The sequence below is a fragment of the Salinicoccus siamensis genome, assembly GCF_042429615.1.
Classification (GTDB): domain Bacteria; phylum Bacillota; class Bacilli; order Staphylococcales; family Salinicoccaceae; genus Salinicoccus; species Salinicoccus siamensis.
In genome coordinates this window covers 13,889-39,965 of the sequence record NZ_JBHMAH010000001.1, presented here as the reverse complement: position 1 = coordinate 39,965, position 26,077 = coordinate 13,889, and the positions used below count along the sequence as shown (strand labels likewise).

33 protein-coding genes are annotated in these 26,077 nt (G+C 42.9%); 8 read left to right on the top strand and 25 right to left on the bottom strand.

From position 1 onward, the window contains the following. The first annotated feature begins 26 nt into the window (after nucleotides 1-26). Entirely contained in the window at nucleotides 27-1,013 is a 987-nt protein-coding gene (locus ACFFLE_RS00245) for a hypothetical protein (protein WP_380569136.1), read from the top strand. A gap of 48 nt (nucleotides 1,014-1,061) precedes the next feature. Beyond that, nucleotides 1,062-1,649, top strand: a complete 588-nt coding sequence (locus ACFFLE_RS00240; protein WP_380569134.1) for an LOG family protein — start codon at nucleotides 1,062-1,064, stop codon at nucleotides 1,647-1,649. A gap of 22 nt (nucleotides 1,650-1,671) precedes the next feature. Here ACFFLE_RS00240 and ACFFLE_RS00235 read toward each other — a convergent pair whose 3' ends face one another. The 5 genes from ACFFLE_RS00235 to ACFFLE_RS00215 form a co-directional block, all read right to left on the bottom strand. After that, on the bottom strand, nucleotides 1,672-2,211 hold the full coding sequence (locus ACFFLE_RS00235) for a GNAT family N-acetyltransferase (protein ID WP_380569130.1): 540 nt from the start codon (nucleotides 2,209-2,211) through the stop codon (nucleotides 1,672-1,674). 93 nt (nucleotides 2,212-2,304) lie between these two features. Next, nucleotides 2,305-2,646, bottom strand: a complete 342-nt coding sequence (locus ACFFLE_RS00230; RefSeq protein ID WP_380569129.1) for a hypothetical protein — start codon at nucleotides 2,644-2,646, stop codon at nucleotides 2,305-2,307. Nucleotides 2,647-2,701: 55 nt separating this feature from the next. Then, entirely contained in the window at nucleotides 2,702-2,956 is a 255-nt protein-coding gene (locus ACFFLE_RS00225) for a hypothetical protein (RefSeq protein ID WP_380569127.1), read from the bottom strand. Nucleotides 2,957-3,031: 75 nt separating this feature from the next. Further along, the gene (locus tag ACFFLE_RS00220; RefSeq protein ID WP_380569125.1) at nucleotides 3,032-3,517 is read right to left on the bottom strand and encodes a DUF456 domain-containing protein; all 486 of its coding nucleotides are present in this window, start codon (nucleotides 3,515-3,517) and stop codon (nucleotides 3,032-3,034) included. Between the two features lie 161 nt (nucleotides 3,518-3,678). Next, a complete protein-coding gene (locus ACFFLE_RS00215; protein WP_380569122.1) occupies nucleotides 3,679-4,551 on the bottom strand; it encodes a LysR family transcriptional regulator in 873 nt (290 codons plus the stop codon). Between the two features lie 136 nt (nucleotides 4,552-4,687). Here ACFFLE_RS00215 and ACFFLE_RS00210 point away from each other — a divergent pair, with 136 nt between their 5' ends. Continuing rightward, nucleotides 4,688-5,566 carry an SDR family oxidoreductase gene (locus ACFFLE_RS00210; protein WP_380569121.1) on the top strand — a complete coding sequence of 293 codons (879 nt, stop codon included), beginning with the start codon at nucleotides 4,688-4,690 and terminating at the stop codon, nucleotides 5,564-5,566. A 42-nt stretch (nucleotides 5,567-5,608) separates the two neighbouring features. Here ACFFLE_RS00210 and ACFFLE_RS00205 read toward each other — a convergent pair whose 3' ends face one another. The 5 genes from ACFFLE_RS00205 to ACFFLE_RS00185 form a co-directional block, all read right to left on the bottom strand. Beyond that, nucleotides 5,609-6,136 carry a ribonuclease FAU-1 family protein gene (locus tag ACFFLE_RS00205; protein WP_380569119.1) on the bottom strand — a complete coding sequence of 176 codons (528 nt, stop codon included), beginning with the start codon at nucleotides 6,134-6,136 and terminating at the stop codon, nucleotides 5,609-5,611. Between the two features lie 54 nt (nucleotides 6,137-6,190). After that, nucleotides 6,191-6,394, bottom strand: coding sequence for an ATP-binding cassette domain-containing protein (locus ACFFLE_RS00200; protein ID WP_380569117.1), 204 nt, complete (start codon nucleotides 6,392-6,394; stop codon nucleotides 6,191-6,193). A 177-nt stretch (nucleotides 6,395-6,571) separates the two neighbouring features. Beyond that, a complete protein-coding gene (locus ACFFLE_RS00195; RefSeq protein WP_380569115.1) occupies nucleotides 6,572-7,345 on the bottom strand; it encodes an SDR family NAD(P)-dependent oxidoreductase in 774 nt (257 codons plus the stop codon). Between the two features lie 17 nt (nucleotides 7,346-7,362). Further along, nucleotides 7,363-8,082: a YebC/PmpR family DNA-binding transcriptional regulator gene (locus tag ACFFLE_RS00190; protein WP_380569113.1), complete on the bottom strand. Its 720-nt coding sequence runs from the start codon at nucleotides 8,080-8,082 to the stop codon at nucleotides 7,363-7,365. Between the two features lie 55 nt (nucleotides 8,083-8,137). Next, nucleotides 8,138-8,752, bottom strand: a complete 615-nt coding sequence (locus ACFFLE_RS00185) for a Bax inhibitor-1/YccA family protein (RefSeq protein ID WP_380569111.1) — start codon at nucleotides 8,750-8,752, stop codon at nucleotides 8,138-8,140. Nucleotides 8,753-8,997: 245 nt separating this feature from the next. On the opposite strand from ACFFLE_RS00185, the gene ACFFLE_RS00180 reads away from it, so the two are divergent. Continuing rightward, nucleotides 8,998-10,083: a LysM peptidoglycan-binding domain-containing protein gene (locus tag ACFFLE_RS00180; RefSeq protein WP_380569109.1), complete on the top strand. Its 1,086-nt coding sequence runs from the start codon at nucleotides 8,998-9,000 to the stop codon at nucleotides 10,081-10,083. Between the two features lie 40 nt (nucleotides 10,084-10,123). Here ACFFLE_RS00180 and ACFFLE_RS00175 read toward each other — a convergent pair whose 3' ends face one another. The 4 genes from ACFFLE_RS00175 to ACFFLE_RS00160 form a co-directional block, all read right to left on the bottom strand. Next, the gene (locus tag ACFFLE_RS00175) at nucleotides 10,124-11,038 is read right to left on the bottom strand and encodes a Rossmann-fold NAD(P)-binding domain-containing protein (protein WP_380569107.1); all 915 of its coding nucleotides are present in this window, start codon (nucleotides 11,036-11,038) and stop codon (nucleotides 10,124-10,126) included. Between the two features lie 42 nt (nucleotides 11,039-11,080). Then, nucleotides 11,081-12,217 (bottom strand): MFS transporter, encoded by a 1,137-nt coding sequence (locus ACFFLE_RS00170; protein WP_380569105.1) that lies wholly within the window; start codon nucleotides 12,215-12,217, stop codon nucleotides 11,081-11,083. Between the two features lie 233 nt (nucleotides 12,218-12,450). Then, a complete protein-coding gene (locus ACFFLE_RS00165; protein WP_380569103.1) occupies nucleotides 12,451-13,635 on the bottom strand; it encodes a dicarboxylate/amino acid:cation symporter in 1,185 nt (394 codons plus the stop codon). A gap of 88 nt (nucleotides 13,636-13,723) precedes the next feature. Then, the gene (locus ACFFLE_RS00160; RefSeq protein WP_380569102.1) at nucleotides 13,724-14,224 is read right to left on the bottom strand and encodes a GNAT family N-acetyltransferase; all 501 of its coding nucleotides are present in this window, start codon (nucleotides 14,222-14,224) and stop codon (nucleotides 13,724-13,726) included. Between the two features lie 111 nt (nucleotides 14,225-14,335). Between ACFFLE_RS00160 and ACFFLE_RS00155 the strand changes: the two genes are divergently transcribed. After that, nucleotides 14,336-14,620, top strand: coding sequence for a hypothetical protein (locus ACFFLE_RS00155; RefSeq protein ID WP_380569099.1), 285 nt, complete (start codon nucleotides 14,336-14,338; stop codon nucleotides 14,618-14,620). 33 nt (nucleotides 14,621-14,653) lie between these two features. On the opposite strand, the gene queF is transcribed toward ACFFLE_RS00155, so the two are convergent. The 4 genes from queF to queC all read right to left on the bottom strand — a co-directional run bounded on the left by queF (nucleotide 14,654) and on the right by queC (nucleotide 17,013). Continuing rightward, nucleotides 14,654-15,142 (bottom strand): preQ(1) synthase, encoded by a 489-nt coding sequence (gene queF / locus ACFFLE_RS00150; RefSeq protein WP_380569097.1) that lies wholly within the window; start codon nucleotides 15,140-15,142, stop codon nucleotides 14,654-14,656. 83 nt (nucleotides 15,143-15,225) lie between these two features. Continuing rightward, nucleotides 15,226-15,945, bottom strand: a complete 720-nt coding sequence (queE, locus tag ACFFLE_RS00145) for a 7-carboxy-7-deazaguanine synthase QueE (RefSeq protein ID WP_380569095.1) — start codon at nucleotides 15,943-15,945, stop codon at nucleotides 15,226-15,228. Continuing rightward, nucleotides 15,942-16,355 (bottom strand): 6-carboxytetrahydropterin synthase QueD, encoded by a 414-nt coding sequence (queD, locus tag ACFFLE_RS00140; RefSeq protein WP_380569092.1) that lies wholly within the window; start codon nucleotides 16,353-16,355, stop codon nucleotides 15,942-15,944. The genes queE and queD overlap by 4 nt, the downstream gene beginning before the upstream one ends. A 4-nt stretch (nucleotides 16,356-16,359) precedes the next feature. Continuing rightward, nucleotides 16,360-17,013 (bottom strand): 7-cyano-7-deazaguanine synthase QueC, encoded by a 654-nt coding sequence (gene queC / locus ACFFLE_RS00135; protein WP_380569090.1) that lies wholly within the window; start codon nucleotides 17,011-17,013, stop codon nucleotides 16,360-16,362. 259 nt (nucleotides 17,014-17,272) lie between these two features. Between queC and trhO the strand changes: the two genes are divergently transcribed. After that, nucleotides 17,273-18,229: an oxygen-dependent tRNA uridine(34) hydroxylase TrhO gene (gene trhO / locus ACFFLE_RS00130; protein WP_380569087.1), complete on the top strand. Its 957-nt coding sequence runs from the start codon at nucleotides 17,273-17,275 to the stop codon at nucleotides 18,227-18,229. 48 nt (nucleotides 18,230-18,277) lie between these two features. On the opposite strand, the gene ACFFLE_RS00125 is transcribed toward trhO, so the two are convergent. Together ACFFLE_RS00125 and ACFFLE_RS00120 are read right to left on the bottom strand one after the other, a co-directional pair. After that, nucleotides 18,278-19,264 carry an acrylyl-CoA reductase family protein gene (locus tag ACFFLE_RS00125; RefSeq protein WP_380569085.1) on the bottom strand — a complete coding sequence of 329 codons (987 nt, stop codon included), beginning with the start codon at nucleotides 19,262-19,264 and terminating at the stop codon, nucleotides 18,278-18,280. Between the two features lie 86 nt (nucleotides 19,265-19,350). Further along, nucleotides 19,351-19,512, bottom strand: coding sequence for a hypothetical protein (locus tag ACFFLE_RS00120; RefSeq protein WP_380569083.1), 162 nt, complete (start codon nucleotides 19,510-19,512; stop codon nucleotides 19,351-19,353). A 117-nt stretch (nucleotides 19,513-19,629) separates the two neighbouring features. Here ACFFLE_RS00120 and ACFFLE_RS00115 point away from each other — a divergent pair, with 117 nt between their 5' ends. Then, nucleotides 19,630-21,090, top strand: a complete 1,461-nt coding sequence (locus ACFFLE_RS00115; RefSeq protein WP_380569081.1) for an MDR family MFS transporter — start codon at nucleotides 19,630-19,632, stop codon at nucleotides 21,088-21,090. 36 nt (nucleotides 21,091-21,126) lie between these two features. Here the strand turns inward: ACFFLE_RS00115 and ACFFLE_RS00110 are convergent, their stop codons facing one another. Next, a complete protein-coding gene (locus tag ACFFLE_RS00110; protein ID WP_380569079.1) occupies nucleotides 21,127-21,321 on the bottom strand; it encodes a YwbE family protein in 195 nt (64 codons plus the stop codon). 279 nt (nucleotides 21,322-21,600) lie between these two features. On the opposite strand from ACFFLE_RS00110, the gene ACFFLE_RS00105 reads away from it, so the two are divergent. Further along, nucleotides 21,601-22,083 (top strand): metal-dependent hydrolase, encoded by a 483-nt coding sequence (locus ACFFLE_RS00105; RefSeq protein ID WP_380569077.1) that lies wholly within the window; start codon nucleotides 21,601-21,603, stop codon nucleotides 22,081-22,083. An 11-nt stretch (nucleotides 22,084-22,094) separates the two neighbouring features. On the opposite strand, the gene ACFFLE_RS00100 is transcribed toward ACFFLE_RS00105, so the two are convergent. From ACFFLE_RS00100 to ACFFLE_RS00085, 4 genes are all read right to left on the bottom strand, one after another. Continuing rightward, complete coding sequence (locus ACFFLE_RS00100; RefSeq protein WP_380569075.1) at nucleotides 22,095-22,694, bottom strand: response regulator; 600 nt, start codon at nucleotides 22,692-22,694, stop codon at nucleotides 22,095-22,097. Continuing rightward, complete coding sequence (locus ACFFLE_RS00095) at nucleotides 22,691-23,821, bottom strand: sensor histidine kinase (RefSeq protein WP_380569073.1); 1,131 nt, start codon at nucleotides 23,819-23,821, stop codon at nucleotides 22,691-22,693. Before ACFFLE_RS00095 ends, ACFFLE_RS00100 begins: the two co-directional genes overlap by 4 nt. A gap of 82 nt (nucleotides 23,822-23,903) precedes the next feature. Beyond that, nucleotides 23,904-24,923, bottom strand: a complete 1,020-nt coding sequence (desA, locus tag ACFFLE_RS00090; protein ID WP_380569071.1) for a Delta(5) desaturase DesA — start codon at nucleotides 24,921-24,923, stop codon at nucleotides 23,904-23,906. A 196-nt stretch (nucleotides 24,924-25,119) separates the two neighbouring features. Continuing rightward, on the bottom strand, nucleotides 25,120-26,043 hold the full coding sequence (locus tag ACFFLE_RS00085; protein ID WP_380569069.1) for a cation diffusion facilitator family transporter: 924 nt from the start codon (nucleotides 26,041-26,043) through the stop codon (nucleotides 25,120-25,122). Nucleotides 26,044-26,077: the final 34 nt, after the last annotated feature.

Sequence of the window (26,077 nt, the reverse complement as noted above, 5' to 3'; positions counted from 1 at the left end):
TATGAAGACCACGGAGGTTGAATCTAATGAATGAAAATGTGAAAAAGGCAGTAACGCTCCTGCCGGTTATCCTCGTTCCTCTCCTAAATGAAAGAAAGCGGATTAAACAGCACCCTGACGTACAAAAGCTCGAAGAGAAATCTTCTCATGCTTATCATGCTGCAAAAGACAAGAGCACCAATGCATTAAGTACGGTAAAAAATGCCGGGGCCACGACGTATACGACTGGCAGAACGGCGTTGTCCAAAGTGTCCGGGGCCATAGAGGAGAAACGTAGCGAACGCTTACACACCAAAGAAATGAAGCAATATGAAGATAGTCTGAAAGAAGCAGAGGCCTTGGAATCCCGTTTCCAAAAAGATAAAGAAAAACACCGCAAATCCCGTTTGAAAGAAATCCCAAAGTCCGAAGTCCCTAAAATAATGCAGTCCCAAGATGAAAACAATGATGGGGTATCATACGATTCCCAAGAAGCAGATCCTGTAGCCCCTGAAATAAAAACCGATATGAAATCCAATCCTGATAATTATGGGTTTGCATTGGCATATGAAGATAATCATGCATCAAGTCGATTGATTGCTGATGAAGATGACCAGGATGATGTATACTCTACAGAAGATGGTGGTACATCTGACCGCTCGTCATCGAGAGAGGATGACAACCTTCGGGAAGTACCACCCAATAATGAAGAACAGGAGAGATTAGACAACATGAACCAAAATATGAACCACTACATCGAGAAGAATGTTAAAGGACATGAAGAGGAAACTTACGAAAATGGCCCACTCTTTACAAAGCATAAAAATATACTGGACCCAAAACACGCAACCTCAAAATCTTCATCCTCAGCGGACGACCAGGACTCCCTCTTTAATCGCCACCGTACCATGCAGGAAGAAAGAGTCTCAGAGATAGGACGCAGAACTGGTGAACCCAGTTCAATGACAAAATCAAAGAAACAGATGAAACTCGAGAAGAAGATAGAGAAACAGCGTAGAAAACAATATAAGTAATTATCCATACCATTCATACAAGAAACACGAAAAGGCAGGTGGCGCAGTTTGAAGGTAAATAGCGTGACGGTTTTTTGCGGCGCAAGCCAAGGCAAAGGCAATCTCTACAAAGAAAAAGCATTCGGACTGGGAGCCGCGTTGGCTGAACGCGGCATCACCATCGTGTATGGAGGAGGCGCCGTCGGACTCATGGGGGCTCTTGCTGACGGTTCTTTGTCAAAAGGGGGGACCGTAAAGGGTGTGATCCCTGAATTCCTCGTCAATAGGGAAATGGCCCACCCTGATGTTCAACATATGAGTGTTGTGGAGTCGATGCATGAGAGAAAAGCGTTGATGGAAGAATTGGGAGACGCAATCATTACCCTGCCCGGCGGGGCGGGGACTTTAGAAGAGTTTTTCGAAATGTTCACATGGGGCCAGATAGGATTGCATAGAAAACCGATTGGCATCCTTGATATCAACCAATTCTTCGACCCGCTCGTCAACCTGTTTGAAAATTTGATTGCCGAAGGGTTCCTACAGGAAGAATATTTAACCCACCTGTTCATTTCAGAAGATATAGATGAAATATTGAAAGGGTTTGATGATTTCGAACCTGTTGAAATCAGATCATATGACTCAAAAAGACATCGATGATAACATCGATGTCTTTTTGGTTCTATATTGTCATCTTATAAACGATATGTGGTTTCAATGAATGGCCATCTTCTACCAACGGATGCGAAATTTCACCAACTCTATCCATACCGATTTTTTCCATTACGTTTATGGAAGGCTGGTTTCTCTGAGCCGCCAATGCATATATTTCTTTAATGTCTGTATGCCGTTCAGCAAATTTAAGGACTCCAAGTGCAGCTTCCGTTGCAAAACCCTGATTCCAATTTCTTTTTGAAAGTCTCCAGCCAATCTCAATGCACGGTAGAAACTCTAATCTGAACGGCCCATCTTCTTCGAGAACCTGCATACCAGCAAAGCCGATAAACGCCCCATTATCGCGTCGCTCAATCGCAAAAAGACCAAACCCTCTGTCCTCTATATCCTTTTGCGCTTCTCTTATAAAATTTCTCGAATCCTCTTCAGATAATCTACTGGGGAAATATCTTCTGACATCTGGATCCTGGTTCATTTTTATAAAAGGATGGATGTCACTATCCTGCCAATCTCGTAGGATAAGCCTTTTGGTTTTTATATATTTCATCCGCTCTCACAACCACTTTCCATCTATATTATAAGCGTTTGATTTCCTTTATACGGCTGAAGTAATATCACCAAAAAAGAGCAAGCACTGGGCCTACTCGCTGATTTTATCACTCTCATTCTCTTGTGGCGCACCTTCCCTTTTATAGGTGATGAGTTGTACCGTCACTTCAGCTTCATCAAGATTGTAGTCCTCCAAAGACCTTTCCTTCTTGACTGTAAACACTACGTCTACAAAGTCGTTTGATTCTTTGAAGTCATACCGGACGTTGAATGTCTCAAAATCCTGATCTTGATTTGGTTTAGTGGCAACAGAGCGTGATGCATCACCTTTGAAGTCCCGAACCGATAAACCTGTTATCTGTTCCAATTCATGTCCCAGGGATTCAAGGGTCATCTGCTTGCCTTCAATGATATTGAACTTCTCCTCATGCATATTAAATCTCCTCACTCTCAATTATTTACTGTATATATTCCCAAATCAATTACCTTTAATCAGTATCATCTGCCTCTGTTTTGCTTTTATCCTGAGATTCTGCGTTAGAATCCTGAAGCGCATTAAGCTCTTCTTGCTTCGCCTCAATATTTTCTTTCAACTGGGCATTTTCATTCTTTAGATTTTGCACTTTGTTTTCTATCGACCGATTCTCCTGGTTTACTTCCTCCAGATCTTTTTCAGCCTGGCTATCTTCTCCAGAACACCCCGCAATGGAGAACAGCATTATGATTGCCATCATACGTTTCATCAGATCACTCTTTCCATTCGTCTATAATCATATCATTTTTTAATGTCACTGGTGTATGCAAAGGGAAGGATATTTTTAAAATAGAAGTGCATCAAGCAGGAACCAGACAACCATAAGCACATAGACGACAAGGTTGAAAACAGCACTCGATACAAAAGCGAGCAATGAACCTACAGAAGCTTTCAAAGCTTGATTGATGTCTTTTGAGTTGAGAAGTTCCACAACGAGCACAAAAACAAACGGGACAAATATGATGCCAAATGGGGGGTAGAGGAACATACCGATGATGACCCCGGCTATAGAGGCATACTCCCCCCGTTTCGTCCCCCCATATCTTTTAACAAAATAACTGTTTGCAATAAAATCACTGAACAACACCAAGAGTGTCAGTACGAATATGATAAGCCAGAACATCCATGATAACGCTTCTCCATCTATTGCAAATTGGAATACTAGAAAACCCGCCCAAAACATCAGGATAGAAGGTATAACCGGGAAAACAAGGCCAAGAAAACCCAATATGAATGATGCAATGACGATGAGCCACCAGACGATTTCCATCGAATCTCTCCTTTTTAATTTCATTTTAACAAACATAGGGTGGAAGATACTCCCATTGCCCCGTATGAGACATGGCAATTACCCTGAGGGACTGGATAACATAGCAGTATCACAAAATATAAGTTTCTTCCTTTTACATTAAACCCATCTACTTATTGTTGTCACCTGAATTCTACTGAATCTGCATTCACAAACGTCCGCACTAATTTCAAAAATGCTTCGACTTGTGGAAGTGCCATGACACTCTTATCAAAAGCAATATAGGTGTCGCGGGTTATCGCACGTTCTTCATGTAATACTTCGTCGATGTTGAATTGACTTTTATCGAAATCCTTCAAGACTATCTCGGGTAAAACCGTCATGCCTATGCCCTCAAGGAGAAGAGCCCGACAAGTTGCAATCTGGTCGACCTTGATCTGTGATTCATATTTTCTTTTGAAGCGTTCTTCAAAAAAACGTTCAATTTCACTAATATATATCGGGTCTGCCTGAAATTCTATTATAGGTAACCGCTTTTCCTCTTCTTTTCCAATGGGGGTGACCAAGTAATGCCTATCGACGAACAACAATTCATTCTGCTTGTTGAGAATGCGGCTTCCTCTGACGATCGATATATGGAAGTCATTCTGCTCATCGATGATCTGCTGGGATGAGCCCACCTTTATCTTTATATTTACATTAGGGTATAGTTTCAAGTATTGGGACAATATTTCAGGCAAGATGGTGTGTCCTATGAGCGATGATACTCCTATCGATAAGTTGCCCTGGATGGAATTTTCATTACTTCGAATATATTCTTTCACCAATGCCTCTTTTTCAGTAACATCGCGTGCATGCTCGATGATTTTTTCGCCTTCCCCTGTTACATAAAGTTCCTTTTTGGTCCGGATGAAAATTTTGACGCCCCACTCATCTTCTATCGATTTCAGCCTTTGACTGACAGCTGGTTGAGATATGAATAGTTTTTCAGCAGCCTTCCTCAAGGTGCGTGTTTCATCCAATGTGACCAGAAGTTTATAATCATCGACCTTCATCTATTCATTCCCCTTTCACTGATAAGAAAATCTTATCATAAAAACTTTATTTTACAATCATCAGCTTTTGGGGTGTAGATGATGAAAATAACGGGTAGATGCACATTACATTAAATATTAGGGAAGGAGATTTAACATGAGTAGCAAGAACAAGTATGAACGCATTGACGAAGAGATAAAAGGATACACCCAGGAAGAGCAACCTGGCACTGAACATACTATGGATCCAGCTCCCATATACGACGCAGAGTATTATAAAGGCAGCGGTAAGCTAAAAGGCAAAGTCGCCATCATCACCGGTGGAGATTCCGGTATAGGACGTGCCGTGGCAGTGGCTTATGCTAAAGAAGGTGCAGATCTGGTCATTGGTTACCTCGATGAGGACAAGGATGCTGAGGAAACTAAAAAAGTTGTGCAGTCATATGGTGTGAAGTGTGAAATCAAGTCATTTGACGTCACAAAAAAATCCGAATGTAAAGAACTCGTAGAATTTACAGTGGATAATTTCGGTAAATTGAATATACTGGTCAACCATGCCGGTGTGCAATATCCGACTGAAGATCTCCTTGAAATTACAGAAGAACAGCTGAAGACCACCTTTGAAACAAATGTATATGGTTTCATATTCATGGCTCAAGCCGCTCTTCCACATCTTGAGAAAGGAGATGCCATAGTCAACACAACGAGTGTAACCGCATATAGAGGTTCTCCCGAGCTAATCGAGTACTCTGCAACAAATGGCGCCATCACATCACTCACACGTTCATTATCCGCCAATCTTGCGGATAAGGGGATTCGTGTAAACGGTGTGGCCCCAGGCCCTATATACACCCCACTCATCCCTGCCACTTTCGATGCCGAGAAAGTCGAAAAGCATGGTCATGAAACACCGATGGGCAGGCGTGGGCAGCCGAGTGAACTTGCTCCATGCTATGTGCTTTTGGCCTCTGAAGACTCAAGTTACATGACGGGACAGGTCCTTCATGTCAATGGTGGGGGCTTCACGACAACTTAACAGAAAGGCAGCAGGGAAATGATCACTTCCCTGCTGCCTTTTTCATTTCATCATTTTTTTACAGTATTCAGCCAAACTGATGAACCGTTCAAAGTTCCCATCAATTTCTCCCATTAATTCATTTGCAGCCTTATATGCAAAATCATATTGTTTTTTTGATATATGGCCCCTTCTTACGGCACGTGCTATATCCTTCTCATCGACCAGTTCATAACGACCATCTGGAAGAGCCAAGACATCAAGATAAATATCCTTGCGTCTGGCATTGCCGAGTTCGAGGATGTGCTTGATATTGATATCGAAATAGTATTGCAGTACTTTGCCACGGGCATCATACATCACAGTTATGCTATACTTCCTTTTTTCAGGAAGAATCTGCAACCAACTGTATCGATTGTCGCACACCTTCACCTTCTCATCCAATATCGATACGGTCAGGGGTGAGCGGACCTTATGGATGTCCAGCAGACCCACCAATATCTTTTCGTCTTCATAATGGATGATCTTTTCTCTATAATCAGAGCGGAGAAGACGTCTCCATCCTCTTTTATCGAGATATTTGGTTTTCATCACGGTCATCTCCTTCCCTCAATTATACAAAAATCAGAGGAAGAATGTGAAGGATTAAATTCTACAGACACAGCTGATCATTCGATTCCCAGAATATTGAATTCCTGATTCATTGAAATTGTAATTTCTTCTGCATCCATCATCTGGTCTATAGATGACACTGAGTAGTTTCATGAAAGTGGTCTTACCTGCCCCATTGAATCCCAAAAGCCCATGGATTGTTCCAGATTCAACAGACAAAGTGATTGAGTCTACCACTTTTTTCCGGTAAACGATTTATCAAGTTGTACCACTTCAAGGTTCATATACCTCACCCCCATTTTTAATCGATATCCAGTCCAATCATCTTCTTGCTTACATTCTATTGTATTATTCTAAATAATATAGCTGGTGTAATTTTAAAGCAATAAAAAAACGCCCGTAGGCGTTAATACTCTATAAGGCATGGCCTGAGCCACCATCTATATTGACGGCGTCCCCACTAATGTAGGACGCAAGATCAGAGCAAAGGAATGTTATGACATTCGCTGCTTCCTCGGTCTCTCCTATCCTGCCGAGTGGAATATTATGGCGATCGAGTTTCGAATATTCCTCCCAAGTCAGCTCAGGTGCTTCATTTTGCCATTTCTTTTCTATTTGCGCACTCCTTATGAGGCCAATGCACACTGTATTGACCCGAATGCCATATTTTCCAAGGTCTTTACTCATTGCCTTTGTCATTGCCATGCCTGCGGCACGCGAAACAGTCGTCGGCAATGAAGATGACGGCGGTGTTTTACCGAGGACAGCCGTCAGATTGAGGATTGCCCCACCGTCTTCCTTCATATGGGGGAGGGCAGCTTTGGACATTCTGACTGCTGCCAGCAGTTTCAAGTCCAGATCATCTTCCCAGTCTGAAATTGCCACTTCTTCAAATGGTTTCGCAAATGACCCTCCTGCATTATTGACCAATACATCCAAACGGCCATAACGTTTGATTGTTTCTTCGATGATCCGTTCTGCTGAGTCGTTTTCTTTCACATCGGCAACAATGTAATCCACTTCCCCAAATTGTGCTATTTCTTTTTTAGCTTCTTGAAGTTGATTCTCACCTCGAGCGACAAGCATGACTTTTGCCCCAAGTCGAGCCATCTGTTCGGCAGTTTTTCGTCCTATCCCCTGACTGCTTCCTGTAATTACAGCAACCTTACCTTCATAGCCAAAGTTCATTATGCTTCCTCCTCCATTTATTTGCTTAAATCAACATTGTGATAGATGTTAGACACATCTTCCAGTTCATCCAGTGCTTCGATTAATGTCTCAAATTGATCCTTTGAAGTTTCGTCCAATGATACTTCGTTTTGCGCAATCATCGTCTGTTCTGCCACTTCATAGTCTTCAACCCCCATGCCATCTAGTGATTTCTTCAAATCATGGAAAGCTTGAGGCGGTCCGTATACAACTGTGAAGTCGTTCTCTTCTCTCACGTCCTCCACATCGAGATCCTTCTCCATCAGTTCCATCATTATACTTTCCGGGTCGAATCCTTCAAAGACGAACACAGATTTCGCATCGAACATATAACTGACTGCACCACTTACCCCCATGTTCCCACCATTTTTCCCGAAGGCTGCACGGACATCGGAAGCTGTGCGGTTCACATTGTTTGTAAGTGCATCGACTATAATCATCGTGCCTTCCGGTCCAAAGCCTTCATAGCGGAGTTCATCAAATGCCTCTTCATTACTGCCTTTTGCCTTATCAATCGCCTTATCTACGATGTGCTTTGGTACGGAGTATGTTTTGGCACGATCCAGGACAGCTTTCAACGCCTGGTTGCTCTCAGGGTCAGGCTCGCCTTTTTTGGCGGCCACATATATTTCCCGCCCGAATTTGGCATTGATGCGGCTGGTATCCTTATCCTTCTGAGCTTTTTTCTCTTTAATGTTATTCCATTTACGCCCCATACTTCATCTTCCTTCATTAAAAGTTTATATGCTATTATATATCATTCTATACCATCTATCTCCTATTGTTAACATACCGATATAGCCTGAGGAGCCTTTTTATGATGACGAGCAGATTGATGAACAGGTTGAACCCCATTTCCCTTGGGCTGAACTTACCATTCTTCATCCTGTTGAAGTCATAGATTGTGTAGAGCAGATATAATATCAGACCTACAATTGTAAGAGACAATGTCAAATAGGGTAAGTCAATAAAGAAGTTAAGCAGCGTTGCCACAATTAAAACCAACAACGCGATAAATAAATACTTTCCCCAATGCCTAACATCCCTGAGAAAAAAATAACCAATAACACCGAAAAAGATGAATACAATTATTCCCATCAGGATGATCCGGTAGAAAGTACCAGCCCCAAAATCGTTGATGAAATTTTCAAACACTCCATATGACACAAGCCCTATAAGAACCGCGTACAAGTGGCTTATGACTGGCCCACTACGGTTAAAACCCCGGACGAATATTGAGATCATCAATATTCCAAAAACCATTGCAGACGCTGTCGGTCGCCACTCCTCTGGCAGATACTGTCCAAAGTACGCACCAATCCCAAAAATCACCCAGTAATAAAGGAAATAGAGCCAAGCCATCCGCTCATCGTATTTTCTTGCCATTCTATCGTCCCCCTCCAAATCAACACGATTCATATACCCTCTTGTAGGGAGTTTATCCCCCTATCGTTACAAGAATATTCTGAATATATTAATGTTATTGAGTTTATATTACAGTTTTATTACATTCCACTATTTGTCCTCTTAATTTGGTACTATATGTTTTGTAATCACAGACAAGGAAGTATCAGAACATTCAAATCATATACCACATATTCAATTATACATCTTAGGAGGTCAATATATTCATGAAAAAAGCCATCACAGCTCTTACAGCTACAGCTGCACTCTCTACATATGGTCTCGCAGATCAGGTTGAAGCATCATCATACACAGTACAAGGTGGAGACACACTTTGGAAGATTGCCAACCAGAATAATGTATCCGTGGCCCAACTCAAATCTTGGAACAGCCTATCTTCAGACATGATCTACATTAACCAAAAACTTACTGTAGAAGGCGGTTCAAGCAGCTCTAGCTCTTCGAGTTCAAGCTCATCATCAAATTCATCAGCAAGTACGTCCAATTCATCCAGCGGCACATACACTGTGAAACCTGGTGATACACTTAGCAAGATTGCATCTGCACATGGCATGAATTACCGTACATTAATGAAAAATAATAATATTTCTTCACATATCATTTATCCGGGTCAGAAACTGAGTGTCGATGGAAGTTCTAAACCTTCTAGTAGTTCCAGCAGTTCCAATACCTCCGACTCCAGTTCAACGTCAAGCTCAGACTCCAGTGCAAGCTCTAATGGTACATATACCGTAAAATCCGGAGATACGCTAAGTAAAATTGCCAATAAATACGGTACTACATACAGAAAAATCATGAACTTGAACAACCTATCTTCAACTGTCATCTATGTTGGACAAAAGTTGAGCGTCAGTGGAAGTTCAAGCTCTGTAAGCAAGCCGGATTCCAATAACGATACATCAATCTCTGATAAAATATCGGCGCCTGCTCCTTCAGGCACATCATACGGCACGAACTACTACTACTGGGGCGATTGCACATGGTACGTCTTCGAACGCCGCAAACAGCTCGGAAAACCTGTCGGAAACAATTGGGGTAACGCCTACGACTGGGACAATGGAGCAAGAAGCGAAGGGTATAGGGTCAACAATTCACCTTCAGTCGGCGCCATCATGCAGACGGAAGCATGGACGAACTATGCATGGAGCTTTGGACATGTAGCCGTAGTGGAACGCATCAATTCCAACGGTTCCATCCTCATTTCCGAAATGAACTTCGGTAGCGGTAAAGGTGTTAAAAGCTTCAGGACCATCAGTTCATCACAAGTATCCAACCATACATTCATCCACTAATATGAAACGGGACAATCGGTTAATCGATTGTCCCGTTTTTTCATCGTTCCAGATTAGGACGATTATGTGAGCCCGGTGCCTGGTTATTTATGATCATCTCCACTTGATATATGCGGTTGATCAATGTGTATAAAGGGGCCTGTACGATTTGGTAGATGCCCCAGGAAAGCTTGGGTTCAAAATCATGCAGTGCCATAAGGAAATCTTCCCCGCCCGGCAGTGCTCTGAATTCAAACCTGGGTGTTTTATTCATTAATTTTTTCGATAGGCTGCCGCCCTTTATCCTATAGATTTCAAGACCGTTATAGCTGCTTTTTGCATCATATTCGATGACGAGGATAGGGCGCGCCTTTTTGGGGAGGTACATGTTGATTGTTTGTTTTTCATATCTGATATTGATGAGCCCGTAAAGTATATTATCGAGCCAGTCAAAATAATATTTCCCAACATCTTCGATGTTCCAGCCACGGGGCAGGCGAGCGCGCTGTACACTCCGCACACTGTTATAATCGGTTGTTTTGTAGGATAGGGTCTTGCCGTATCTTTTAATTGGAGTCTGTGTGACCCGCACCTTTGCACCAAACGCAGCCAGCACTTCAACAATATAAGGATCACTGACCTCATCTGCGATGAATATTATCTGTTCGACTTCATGTAGTTGCGCAGCTCTGGCGATATTGTCCGCTATCAAAATATAAAAGTCCTCAAAGCGTCCTTGCGTCTGCCTGTTCAACCGCATTATTGGGTCTTCGAAAAAGAGCACCGTATCGATTCCCTTCAGTGCTTCTTCCACTTCAGGTAAAATAAACAGATCTTTTTTCAAAAACGTGATATCCATCTCGTTGTTTATTTGATTCGGACTTGAAAACGCAAAAAGATTGAAGTCACCTTTCAATTCTTCATAAAGATTTCCCCCTATTCTACCGTTGGTACCCATAAGCAAAACATTTTTCACATAACCACACCCTTAGTCCTTATGCTTCTTTGACTGGAGATATTAAACGCCACTTTTCTTATGTGCATACTGGATGCCGCTCAGCAATATGATGAGTATCATTCCAATGAAAAGGAAAGGAGTTGTAAAATACGTAGCAAAGATTCCCGATAAATAGGCACCTGCTACAGATCCCAGGGAAAAGAATGAATAGAATATCCCATTGGCTTTCCCCCGCTCATATATTTCCGTATTTTGCCCAATTATCTTATTCATAGAAGGGAAAATCAGGCTAAAGCCAATACCATAGAGGATCATCACAAGATAGATCAGCAAAGCTGTAGGGACGATGTGGAGAGCCATCATGGAAAAGCCTACAATCAGAACCCCAAAGGATACAAGTGACACCGGACTATAGTCTGTGTATATCCTATTGAGCGGACTCGCAAAAATAACGATGGCCGTGATGCCAAATACACTAAGCATCGCGCCTGTTGATTGGTCCGATAATCCAACCTCAGCAACTTTAAGCGGCAGGCCGAATGCTAGTGAACCATTTGAAACCATTAGAGTGAACGCAGAGATATAAGCCACTATCAGGGAGGGCCTTATGATGATTTCACCAAAGTTCGTAGTATAGTGCTCTTCACGACTCTTCACTGTTGTACTCTCATTGACAGTCAGGAGAATCAGCAGAATACCAAATACGAATATGCCCGACATGACAAGATATACCATCTGGTAGCTAGCCTGGCTGGATATGATGCCGCCGAGTGCGGGCCCAAGTACTGCAGCAACCCCTATGGATACTCCAGTCAACGCCATTGATTTACCAATTGCTGACCTACGGGATATATCAGCTACAAGGCTGAATGCAGCGGGTGTCAGTAAACCACTAGAAAAGCCATGTATAACCCGTATGACAATGAGAAGTCCTACAGTCGGCACTACGGTATACAACAACAGAATGAAGATCTGTAAGCCCATTCCGAGAAGCAGCATGTTCTTTCTCCCGAGTTTATCAGAGAAAAATCCGCCAAATATATTGCCCACTATATTAAACAAAGAATATATCGCTACAATGATACCTGCCGCATATTCATCAGCACCAAGTGATAATGCGAATGGGGTGATGATTGGCAGCTGAATGAACAGATCCAAAAAGCAAATGACGATGATGAAATACAAAAACTTATTCATAGAGTGCATCCTTTATCCATATAATCATAACTACTATTATAAACATATTTCCAGTCGCTTGGGGATTCTATGACTCGTAAATGTTACAGATCATCCAATTCTGGCCGTACAAGTGATATAAACCCGAAATCTTTTCATTTCCCTCTCTTATTGCCTACAGAAAAGCCCTCCAAACTCTCGACTTTCTCAAGTAGAACATTTGAAGGGCAATCATTCATATGCAATTTTTCCCGCTATTTATTCAATTTTCTTTCGTAGGCATCGACAATGGCACTAACCGCTCCGTCACCTGTAATATTCGCTGCTGTACCAAAGCTGTCTTGTGCCATATACAGTGCAATCATGAAGGCAACAGCCGCTTCTGTAAAGCCGAGGTTGGTGACTAGGACACCACTTGCTGCCATGATTGCACCACCAGGCACTCCAGGCGCCGCAATCATGATTACTCCAAGGAGCATTATCGTACCGAGCATTGCGAGAAAACCTGGCAGCTGATATTCGGGCAATACCGACATGACTGCAATTGAACAGCTGACTATCGTTATCGTACTGCCCGAGAGATGAATATTTGCACAAAGCGGGATGACAAAGTCTGCTATCCGCCCCCGTATGCCATTATCTTTCGTCTGCTGCAAGGTGACCGGTATCGTCGCTGCACTGCTCATCGTACCGAGCGCAGTAAAATAGGCAGGCATCATCGTTTTAATCATCTTGAAAGGATTTTTGCCAAGTAATGCACCGGCAATCGTATATTGGATAGTGATCCAGATCCAGTGAAGGGCGACTGCCACAAGCAGTACAAGTCCAAATACAGATAATGTGTTGAATACCGTCCCCTGTGAAGCCATTTCTGCAAACACGCCAGCTATATAAAACGGCAGAATTGGAATGACAACTTTCTGGATCAGAAACTCAACGATATTCTTTCCTTCCTCAAACCATTTCTCCATCACTTCTGAGCGCGTGAGAGTAATGACTATACCGAAGGCGAAAGCCAATACAAGCGCTGTAAGTATATCCATCAATGGTGCTATTTCAAATGTAAAGAAGGGTTCGAGGCCGGCTGCCTCTTCTGGGACACTGCCTCCATTAGTGATGCGCGGCATCACCATCATTGCCACCATATACGCAAGAAGTCCTGCACCAAGTGTCGATATGTATGCTGTACCCAAGGTGACCCCGACAACTTTCCCGGATCCTATACCTATCTTTGAAATTCCATTTGCGATAAAAAAGAGTATAATCAATGGAATCATGAAGAATATGAAGCTTCCAATAATAGACTTTATCGTAATGAACAACCTGACCAGGAATTCAAGGAAAGCTCCAAGACCACCTGCTCCACCCACCCCATAGTATAGGGCACCCACGCCAATACCGACCACGATGCCGGTTATCAGCTTCAATAACAATTTCACAATAACTCCTCCTATTCAATTGTTGTTCCCTCTTATATACTACACCATCTAAGCGCGTTAAAAAAACATTAGAATGCATTCACTAGTGCTAAAATGTTATTTCATAGGCGATATACCAGTCCTCTATATTATCATCGAGATGGAGCTTCCCTCTGTAATGATAGCCATTACGTTCAAATTGTTTCTGCATCCGTTCATTTTCTAGTGATGTGTCTGTATGAATGCCTTTGATACCTTGCTGCTCTAGTATCTCCGCTATCGATTCCATCATTTTTCTGGCGACTCCCTGTCCCTGTGCCCCAGGATCGACTGCCATACGATGCATTGCTTTCGCCTGTGAAGCTTCCACTTCCCAGGATATTTCTTCATAAGGTTTGGGGTGCTCATCATCCACCACCACAAACCCGACTATCTCTTCATCCGATTCATAGACATACAAAGTTCCCGCCTCTATATCTTTGGTGAAGCGCTGGGCATTGGGGTACTCCGGACTCCACTGGGTATTCCCTGCAGCAACCATCAGGGGGACGACTGCTTCTTTTATTTCCATAACCCGGCTCAAATCTTTTTTTCTTGCTTGTCTGATCATATTATACCTCCTAATATTTCCATAATTCATCATTTTCACTTTTTTTATATTCACATAGCCCTATTATAGTGTATAATGTCTGTAGAATGAATATAGAGGGGTTTTTTTAATATGTTTAAGTTCGATAAGTACACCATGCCCTACCATATCACCAATATGATTTTCTACATACTCACACTTGCAGTCATTACTTTAATCTACATTTTTGTATTCTATCCGCCGCTGGAGGATGTTGCTACGCAGGAGTTTTTCTCGAATTTCGGTTTGCGTGAATTTGGAGGCACTCTATTTTTCCTATTGCTCATCATCACACCCTTACTAGTACTTTACGGAGCGATATATCATTTGTATAAAATCATTACATTCAATAAGTCCAACAAGACTGTATCTGAATAAGTAAAGCGCCCTGGATGGGCGCTTTATTTATTCTTATCGATTATCTACCTTTTCAGGGTACATGTCGTGATGCATCATGCGGTAGTGCGCCATCTCTTCATACTTGGTTCCTGCACGGCCATAATTGCAGTATGGGTCGATCGAGATCCCTCCCCGCGGGGTGAATTTGCCCCACACTTCTATATATTTCGGATCCATCAATTCAATCAGATCATCCATGATCAGATTCATACTGCTCTCGTGAAAGCCACCATGGTTTCTGTAACTGAATAGGTACAACTTCAATGATTTGCTTTCAACCATTTTCACGTCTGGTATATAGCTGATATAGACAGTCGCAAAGTCAGGCTGATTCGTGATGGGACAAAGCGTAGTGAATTCAGGACAATTGAATTTTACAAAGTAGTCCCGGTCAGGATACTTGTTATCGAACGTCTCCAAAAGTTTAGGGTTATAATCGAAGTCGTATTTCACTTCCTGATTCCCCAGGAGACTCAGATCTTTAGTGTTTTCATTATGCATTGTAATACTCCTTTTTGCATACAGCCATCCGCTGTATGCCTCAGTTTTTTATAGAGGGTGGTGCTAAGAACCTCTCCATCTCATTATACGCCTTGTTTGTTGCTCCAGAGTAATGTGTGAAGCTGCGGAAGTACTCTGGCATCATTCATTCTTTGGTCTTTCATAGTCATGTCCACTAGATTGTTATAACGCTCAAGTAATTTGTTGGTATGGTCTGCAACATTATCTCCAAGGAATGGATTGCCTACTTGCAGGTAGAATGCAACATCCGGATATTTCTGATGGATATGTGCCGCATATTCAAAATCCTGTTCATCAAAGACCACTACTTTAAAATTATAGCAAGCCCCACCAGCATCCAGCCCTGCCATTACCTTCTCCAGTTTTCCATAATCTGTCACCATGCCGGAGCTTGGCGGTTTTGGGCTGATGGTGACATCGTCAATGTCTTTCATCCACTCTTGGAAAACGGTACCTTGTGTTTCTACAGCCATCTGAATATTTCTTTCTTTGGCAAGTTCCACAAAGCCAGACATGTTTTTCAACAGAGCAGGATTCCCCCCGGAAATGGTAACGTGGCTATAGTTGTTTGGCGCAAGGCCATCTAGTTCTGCTAAAATTTCTTCTCCCGTCATCATTCTAATACGATCCTTTTGAGACCCATCCCAGGTAAATGCCGAATCGCACCAGCTGCAGCTATAATCACACCCTGCTGTTCTGACGAACATGGTCTTCTGTCCGATTACAGCACCTTCCCCTTGGAATGTGGGGCCAAAAATTTCCAGTACTGGGACTCTCATCATCGCATCTCCTTTTTAGGACGGTATACGACATAACTTGTTGGTGTCTCCCTCAGAATAACTTGAAGACATACCGGATTGTTATCCAATTCGGATATATATTCCGTCACCATTTCATATATCGTTTTAGCCATCGTTTCTGAAGTTGGGGGCACATCCCTAAAACGTTTATGGTCATTAAGGAGCGTATGATCAAACGCACTACTTATCAGTGATTTGAGCTCCCCGAAATTGACCAGGAAACCCAATTCATCCAGTTCGTTTCCTGCAATCGTAATATTCACATGGTACGTATGGCCATGCACATTACTGCATTTCCCTGCCCGCTCATCAGGAATATAGTGTGCAGCAGAAAAATTGAAGTCTTTATTTAGTTCAAATGTATAGTCATGCATCGGAGTATTATAATTCATTATCTCAATCCCTTTCGTTCAAGTAGGCATTCAATCCTTCATTTCTAAGCCTGCAGGCCGGGCATTCTCCGCATCCATCGCCGATGAACCCTTCGTAGCAAGTCAATGTCTTTTCCCGTACATATTCCAATTTGCCATAATCGTCTGCCATCGCCCACGTTTCCTTCTTATCGAGCCACATGAGCGGTGTTTCTATGACGAAGTTGCGATCCATGGCAAGATTTGCCGTTACATTCATCGATTTGACAAAAATATCCCGGCAATCAGGATAGCCGCTGTAATCTGTCTCACAGACGCCCGTGATGACTGTACCTGCGCCTATCTGATAACCCAGCGCCGTCGCAAAGGATAAGAACAGCATATTTCTGGCTGGAACGAACGTATTCGGCATCTCTTCATCTGCTTCTTTCGTAATTTCCATGTCATGTGCCGTCAAGGCATTAGGACTCAATTGGCCAAGCAATGACATATCCAATATATGATGTTTAAGCCCCTGCTCCTCCGCTATACTTTTTGCCACTTCAATTTCATTGCTGTGACGTTGCCCATAATTGAAAGTGACTAACTCTACTTCATCGTAATGGGCAATTGCATAGAACATGCAGGTCGTACTGTCCTGGCCTCCCGAGAAAACAACAAGTGCCTTTTTCCTATTCATAGCCATCTACCTCTCATCACTAAATATCCAATTATATGATTTTATCAATTTTTATAGGAAATTTCCACTATCCAAGCTATCGGATCATGTCCAAGATGTTAATTCTATCCCTTCATCATACTGCCGCTTTCATGAATATCCACTTTTACAAGGGAGGCTTTAAAATCAGACGGGTTATTGGTATAATGAAGTATTGCATGAAGTGTTCATGCAACTATCAGGTATATCCTGCAAATATAATTGATAGGTGGAAAAGACAATGAAATATCAAGTATTACTGTACTACTATTATGTTGATATCGAGGACCCGGAAGCATTCGCTTCAGAACATCTTGAACTATGTAGAAGCATGGATCTTAAAGGCCGCATACTTGTAGCCGAAGAAGGTATCAACGGTACTGTGTCCGGCACAGTGGAGGATACTGAGAAGTATATGGCATATATGAAGGAGCACCCACTCTTTGAAGGAATCACCTTCAAAATTGATGAGGAAGAGGGTCATGCTTTCAAGAAGATGCATGTGCGTCCGAGACCTGAGCTCGTCAACTTGAGTCTGGAAGATGATATCAATCCACGTGAGTTGACAGGTGAATATGTGGCGCCTGCAGACTTTCTTGAGCAGATGCAAGACGAGGATACAATTGTGCTCGATGCCAGGAATACCTATGAATATGACGTTGGTCATTTCCGTGGTGCCATCCGCCCCGAAGTGGAAACATTTCGCGACCTACCTGACTGGGTAAGAGAAAACCGTGATATGCTTGAAGGCAAACGCATACTGACATATTGCACGGGGGGCATACGTTGCGAGAAATTTTCTGGATGGTTGAAACGTGAGGGTTTTGAAGATGTCGGGCAACTCCACGGAGGCATCGTTACCTACGGAAAAGATCCTGTCGCAAAAGGTCAAAACTGGGACGGTATGATGTATGTCTTCGATGAAAGATTGACAGTTCCAGTCAACCAGGTGGAGCATAACATCGTAGGGCGCGACCATTTCGACGGCACGCCTTGTGAGCGCTATATCAACTGTGCCAATCCGGATTGCAACGATCAGATTCTTGCCTCAGAAGAAAATGAGGCGAAACATCTTGGTGGTTGTTCATTGGAATGCAGCAAGCACTCAAGGAATAGATATATCATAGAAAATGACCTCTCACCCGAGTATGTCGAAGCACAAATCAAAAAACTTGAAGAAGAGGCCTATGCTCAATAGATAAATGAAAAATGCCCTTCATCCTACACCAGGATGAAGGGCACCCTTTTATAACCTTACTATGACGCGCCCTCTCACTTTTCCATTTAAAATATCCCGCAACGTATCAGGCAATTCTTCAAGCGTCACCTCATGTGCGATATGTGTGCCAAGAGCGGCTGGCTTCATGTCACTGGCCAACCTTTCCCACACTTCCAAACGTTTTTCCATCGGGTACTTCACCGAATCGATACCCAACCAGTTTATTCCCCGGGAAATGAATGGGAGCACTGTAGTCTCGACCTCGATACCTCCAGCAAGCCCACATGTCGCAACAGAACCACCATAGTCCAGACTGCTTAATATATACTGGAGCGTTTTGCCCCCCACTGGGTCGATTGCCGCCTTCCATCTTCTTTTGCGTGTAGATTTTCCGTCTGTATCAGTCACTTCATCCCTGTGGATGACCTTCCGCGCTCCAAGAGACTTCAAATATTCTGCTTCTTCTGTACGCCCTGTACTTGCAACCACCTCATATCCTTTGCCTGCAAGCATGTTGATGGCGATACTACCGACGCCCCCACTGGCACCATCGACCAGTACTTCACCATCTCCTGGAGCAAGCCCGTTATCTTCAAGCCTCTGGATCGATAATGCTGCAGTAAAACCGGCAGTCCCGATTTCCATTGCTTCTTTTTTAGTCAATCCTTCAGGAAGCGGCACCACCCACTCAGCAGGTATGCGTGCCACTTCACTGAATCCACCACTATGGCGTGTGCCGATGTAATAGCTTGTCGCAATCACTTCGTCCCCTTTTTTGAACCGATCATCTTCTGAAGAGATAACGGTGCCTGCGAGATCTATACCGGGTATGATCGGGAAGGTTTCAGCTATAGCACCAGTCACACCCACCATGCCATCTTTATAATTGACGCTTGAGTAGGCTACTCGGATGACTACTTCTCCTTCTGATAAATCTTTTATGCCTAATTCTTTTATGTTCATTTCCATTTTATCGTTTTGTTTATCTGCAACAAGTGCCTTGAATCTTTCCATATGTATTCCTCCTTATTGGATAATGCGTTTTTTAGGTTTCAATACATCTATACCCGTTTGCTGCGATGTCATGTATATTTATTTCATCAGTCCGTCTTTTTTATGATCCTTTTCACTTTAGCTTCATTTCCATAGTGATGTCTTGTCATTTTTCTTGCTTCTGCCTGACTCCTTGCCCCGATTTCTTCGACAAATGTCTGCTGGTCCATCTCTATAGTGACGATAAAACATTTCGTTCCGCAGCGCATATTTATCTCCTCCACGTAAGTCTATCTGCTTGTACATATCATATATACATAATATTATATTGGAATGTACCCATAGACTGAAGTAATTTGTTCCAATACATAATCAGGAGGTTGACCATGACGAACGACACTAATTACGAATATCTTTCCGAAAATCCTGATGTTAAAACGCTCCCGATAATGCTGTCGCTCATCATAGGTGCTTTTTTTGCCATACTAAATGAAACACTTCTTAACATCGCGTTTACGACCCTGATGGAAGAATTCAACATCACGCTACCCACTGTCCAATGGATGGCTACAGGCTTCATGCTCGTCATGGGCGTAGTCATCCCCATCTCTGCACTGGTGATACAGTGGTTCCCCACCCGCCAGCTGTTCTTAGGGACGATGGCCATATTCACTTTAGGAACGTTGATAGCAGCTTCTGCGCCTGTATTTAGCATACTACTTCTTGGGCGTTTTATTCAGGCCATTGGAACTGGCATGCTGATTCCCATACTCTTCAATGTATTCCTACTCCTCTATCCACCCCACCGCAGAGGGAAAATCATGGGTATAATTGGTCTGGTGATCATGTTTGCGCCAGCACTCGGCCCAACGCTATCAGGTATCATTGTAGAATATCTTGGTTGGAGATTCTTATTCATCTCTGTTATTCCGTTTACTTTATTTTCAATAATATTTGCTTATTTCTTCTTGCTTAATGTTTCAGAAATTACAAAGCCCAAAATTGATTTGCTTTCCATACTTTTTTCTACAGTCGGGTTTGGAGCGACAATTTATGGTTTCAGTTCCGCTGGACAGAGTGAAGCTGGTTTTTTGACCCCGGAAGTAGTCGAAACCATATTGATCGGCTTCATTGGAATCGCCCTATTCGCGTGGCGGCAATTTAAATTGGATGATCCGATTATGGACTTGAGGGTCTTCAAATATCCTATGTTCCGTCAAGCCGCCTTCATGTTTCTGATCATCATCATGACTATGTTTGCGTCAGAAATCATACTCCCAGTATATATGCAGGGGCCACTTGCGCTAAGTGCGGCGACTGCAGGAGTGTTGCTGCTGCCAGGTAGTCTTCTGAACGGTGCCTTATCCCCATTCATGGGCAGTCTTTTCGATAAGTTCGGGCCCCGGCCGTTGATGATACCTGCCTCCATCGTACTGGCTGTAACCATGTTCACGATGAGTCGACTGGATGTGGATAGTTCAATTTGGACCATCCTCATCAGTTTCATTCTATTGATGGTTTCGGTTTCTGCGATTATGATGCCAGTCGAGACAAACGGTCTCAATCAATTGCCTAAGGATCTATACCCTCATGGTACAGCCGTCATCTCAACATTACAGCCGCTGGCTGGTGCCATTGGAGTATCTGTATTCATCAGTATATTGAATGCGAGACAAGCTGCCTACCTCAATGTTGCAGAACGACCTGATGATCCTGTAACTATTGCCCAGGCCATGGTTGCCGGAGTGGAACTCGTCTATTTCATCGCCTTCCTCTTCTCACTCGTTGCCATATTCCTTGCATTCCGCGTCTACCGCGGATCCCCTGATGACTTTGATCATATATGACTCTATAAAAATAAGCGCCTTTAGGGGCGCTTATTTTTACGATTCGATTTCTTTGACCCTACCCACAGTCCCATCTTCAAGCTTTACTTTAATGCCATGGTGGTGGTTTGGAGAATTGGTCAAAATTCTTGCTACTTTCCCTTCAGTCAGCTGTCCAGACTTCTGGTGATGTTTCTGAACCACTTTAACTGTGCTGCCTATATTGATGTCCGCTCTATTTGTTCCTTTCATATTATAATGCTCCTCCTCTATTGTTTTGCCAGTCTCCCCTCAAATTTATATTTCTCCAAGGGGGCCTCACTGTTCCTGCACTTCCATACTTCCTCACGCCTGCTTGATGATCAAATCGATTTCCAGGATATTCGTACTTTACATTCCCTTCAAATCGATAGGATAAGCTTATTATACGTCAATGGACATAAATCACCTTAGATTTTTCTGCGTTTGCCGGGAAAATAACCTTAGATTGTATTATAATATTTATCTGACTGCATTTAGGAGGTAACAGCCATGACTGGAAAAACACATTTAATCGGGGGGATCGCAGCAAGCCTTGCAGTGTCCTATGGCATCGGCGAGAGCCCTTTCATCATAACAACCGCAGGTATAGTGGGCGCGTTATTGCCGGATATATGTCATAGCGGTAGCAGGATTGGGCGTCAGTTCCCATTTCTATCGAAACTCATCAACCTGCTGTTTGGGCATCGTACCGTCACACATAGCCTACTATTCCTTGTCCTGATATCACTCATCACCGATCAGATTTTCTCGGATGATCTTATAAAGTACGGTCTTCTTGCTGGGATGATCAGCCATTATCTGCTTGATATGGCTACCCATAATGGCATTCGTTTATTCTTTCCGTTGCCGATCGTAATACGCTTTCCCATCACTGTAAAGACAGGTGGGCGGATCGAGAAGTTTTTCCTCAGTATACTCACCCTCGTATGCTGGTACTACATATTTAAATATATAGCATGGTTTTATCTATAGGTTGCTTAATTCTACTTGAGCCATCCCTTATCATGTGCTTTCGATATTGCTTCAATACGATTTTTTGTGCCCATCTTATCCAATATGATTGATATATAGTTTCTGACCGTCCCATTCGAGAGATACAGTTCCTTAGCGATCACTTTCGTACTTTTCCCTTCCCTGAGGCGTTGGATAATCTCCTTTTCTCTGTCAGTCAATGGGTTGGAAGCCTCAAACGCTATATCAATAAGTTCAGGGGAATAGACCTTCTTCCCCTTCATAATCTGCCTGATTGAGTGTGCCAGAGTCTCACTGGAACTATCTTTCAATAAGTAACCGCTGACCCCTGAACGCTTCGCCCTTTCAAAGTAGCCCGGCCGGGCAAACGTGGTAAGTATGATCACTTTACAATCTGCTTTCTGGAGTTGTTCTGCAGCATCGAGTCCGGTCATGACAGGCATTTCAATATCCATCAGACAGATATCCGGCCGTTCACGTTCGACTATATCCAGTATTTCCTTGCCATTTTCTGCTTGGCCCACTACTTCTACATCTTCTTCCAGCTCCAGTAATGCGCTAAGCGCACCTCTCAATAGATTCTGGTCTTCAGCAATTACAATCCGGATCACGCTTGACCCTCCCCGATCTGTTTCAGTACCTTCGGCACTGTAATATTGATTTCAAATCCGTCCATGCTATTGATTATCTGGAGGTCGCCATTTATAAATTCCAAACGCTCACGCATACCACTGATTCCATGACCTGTTTCAAAAGTTCCTCCTCTACCGTCTCCGTTATCCATAACTTTAAGGAAGATATCTTTGTTGGTTTCAATGACTTCTATTGCGCAAAAATGTGCGCGGCTATGCTTAACGACATTTGTGACGGCTTCTTTCAGACACATGCTCAACACATTTTCCGCTAGTGTGGGAATATCTCCAAGATCACCATCAATATTGATATCGTAACTGATCTGGGCGGCATCCATAAGTTCCTTGACATGGGCGATTTCTTCCAGCAGTGTGACATTCTCCATATTGCTGATCATCTCACGCACTTCCTTCAATGCCTGCCTGGATGCAATTCGAATATCATTCAACTCCTCTTTAGCCGCTTCCTTATCCCTTGTCATCAACTTTTGGGCGAGTTCACTCTTCAACCTGATCATGGATAATCTCTGTCCAAGCGTATCATGGAGGTCCCGGGCAATTCTATGACGCTCTTCGACGATTGCGAGTTCAGCTATCTTGAGATTTGCATCTTCCAACTGAGACTCCAACTCTTCCTGCTTAAGTCTATTATATTGATTGATGGGAAGGAGCGTGACTGCAAGCACTGTCATAATCAGGAATGGCAGATGACTGAAAAGGAGACTATAGTTATAGAAAAAACCTGTTACTATGGCTCCTGCTGTCATCACCAGATGAATGACATACATGGAGACGAAGCCCGCTTTACTTTTTATATTACCTACAAAAAACGCGATAAAAAGTGCAAAGTATACATAGCCATAAAGAATCGTCATGATTATATTGATGAGTATTTCTATACTTAGCCCAATATATACGAGCGGACCTTTTGTGTTGAATGTCAGCCAATATACTGTGAAGAAAAGCAATGTCATGACACTACCGAACACTATTTCCGTCAATAAGTTCGAACGGAATATAAAATAAAATGGGAGTATGCACAAAATAATCCATATATATAGGCTGAGCCCCGTGTTTTTTGGAAATATATGATACCAGTCGCGCATGCTGATCCCCCTCATTTTATTCAAGTGTAACAGTTTTATTGGCATTATATTAAAAAATTCCCCCATAAGGGGGAATTCGTTTCTACTGGAGGCTCGCACGCTTCTGTTTCAACCTCTCTTCAATTTCATTGAAACCGACGAAGGTCTTATTTTTTTCGTCATATAAGCGGAATCGGATCGATTCCAAGCTGGACTTCAGTGTGATGGTTGTCGCCTGATGCAGCGGCGGTGTACTTTCGTGTGCTTGCTCGAGATGATAGTTTGGTACTCTTGGAGCGAGGTGATGAACATGGTGATAGCCAATGCTGCCCGTCATCCACTCCAACCATCGTGGCAGTTTATAATACGAGCTGCCATCGACTGCCGCTTTAACGTAATCCCATTCGGATTCATTCTCAAAGTAGGAATCTTCAAATTGGTGTTGGACATAGAAGAGCCAAATACCCAGTGCACCTGCAAAATAGATGATCGGAAGTTGCACAAGCAGAAGAACATGCCGGCCTAAAGAGAAACCAATCAAGGCATAAATGGCTAGGAGGGAGAGATTGATGATGTACGTATTCATACGTTCTTTCTTCTTCGCTCCCTTACGATTGAAGCGGTTGGCGTACAGGAACAGCGATAAGGGGCCAAGCCCGAACATGACAAGTGGATTACGGTAGAGGCGATACTTGAGCCGCTCACTCCTGCTTGCTTCCTTATATTCTTCAACGGTCATGACCCAGATGTCACCAATGCCACGCTTATCGAGATTCCCACTGGTTGCATGGTGGATGGAATGTTCACGTTTCCATTTTTCATAAGCGAAATGCGTGATTATACCGGTGAACGTGCCCAATATACTATTCCATTTCTTACTTTTAAAGAAAGATTGGTGTGCACAATCATGAAAGATGATGAAAGTTCTAATCATGAAGCCTGCTGTAGCGAGACTAAACAGGAGGCTTAACCAGAAAGAAACACTTAATGATTGGTAGGCTAGGAACCACAATACAAAAAATGGCACGATTGTATTGAGGATCTGGATGATGCTGGTCTTCGTCTGTGATTTTGCATAAGGCATGACCGCTTTTCTGAGTTGAGCCTGTTTTTCTTTAGTCATACGTGTACCCTCTTTCCCATTATTCCAATTACCTTCATTTTATAACGGGGGCAATCATATAAATAGAATCAAGTGTCAGTAAAAATATATGACATTTGTCATTATTTTATAACTTTCTTCATTTAGCGAATGCTTATACGAGGATATATAAAAAAATGGGGCATAACTTCTTATGTATGCCCCATCCCATTTAGATCTATTCATGATTTTCTTCATCTGATGCTCCGCATAATATGCTCTCATCATGCGGATTGTCCATACTTTCCACTTGTACCGTAACATGTCCTATTCCTTCATCCATCAGTTTTTCCTCCAGTTCATCAAGCAACAGCTGGCTCTCCGTTATCGTTTTGTCCCCATCTACTGTCACATGACAAGACAGAGCATGCTGATCACTTGTAATGCTCCACACATGAAGATCATGGAGATCTACAACCCGGTCATCCTCTTTTAGGATTTTAATGATGTCATCGACATCTATATCAGCTGGTGTACCCTCCATCAGTACATGTACCGATGACCTCGTTACTTTCCAACCACTGAAAAGGATCAAACCTGCTACAATTACACTTGCCAAAGGGTCTGCAATCCCCCAACCGAAGAACAGAATCAGGAGTGCAGCTATGATTGCTCCAATTGAACCGAGGAGATCCCCCATCACATGTAGAAACGCGGCCCTGATATTAAGATTGCCCTCGGTATCACCGCCGCGCATCATCAGCCAGGCCACAGCTAGATTGACCAATAAGCCTATGATGGCAACTATAAGCATACCCGTTGAAGCCACTTCAGGCGGATCTATAAAACGCTGGTAAGCTTCATAGAATATATATAACGAAACAAGGATAAGCGTTACACCGTTGAATATGGCTGCGAGTATTTCAAAACGCTTATAGCCATAGGTTTTACTGTAATCTGCAGATTTACTGCCAAACCTGAACGCCAACACTGCCACTCCTAGGGAGATGGCGTCACTCAGCATGTGTCCAGCGTCAGATAACAGCGCAAGACTATTTGTCAAAAAACCACCAATTGCTTCCACAATCATAAAGCCTGCAATGATAAAAAAACTAATCTGGAGCACTTTTTTATTGGCATTATGCGTATGATCATGCGCCATCAATACACCTCCTTTAAAAAGAGCCTATGGATGT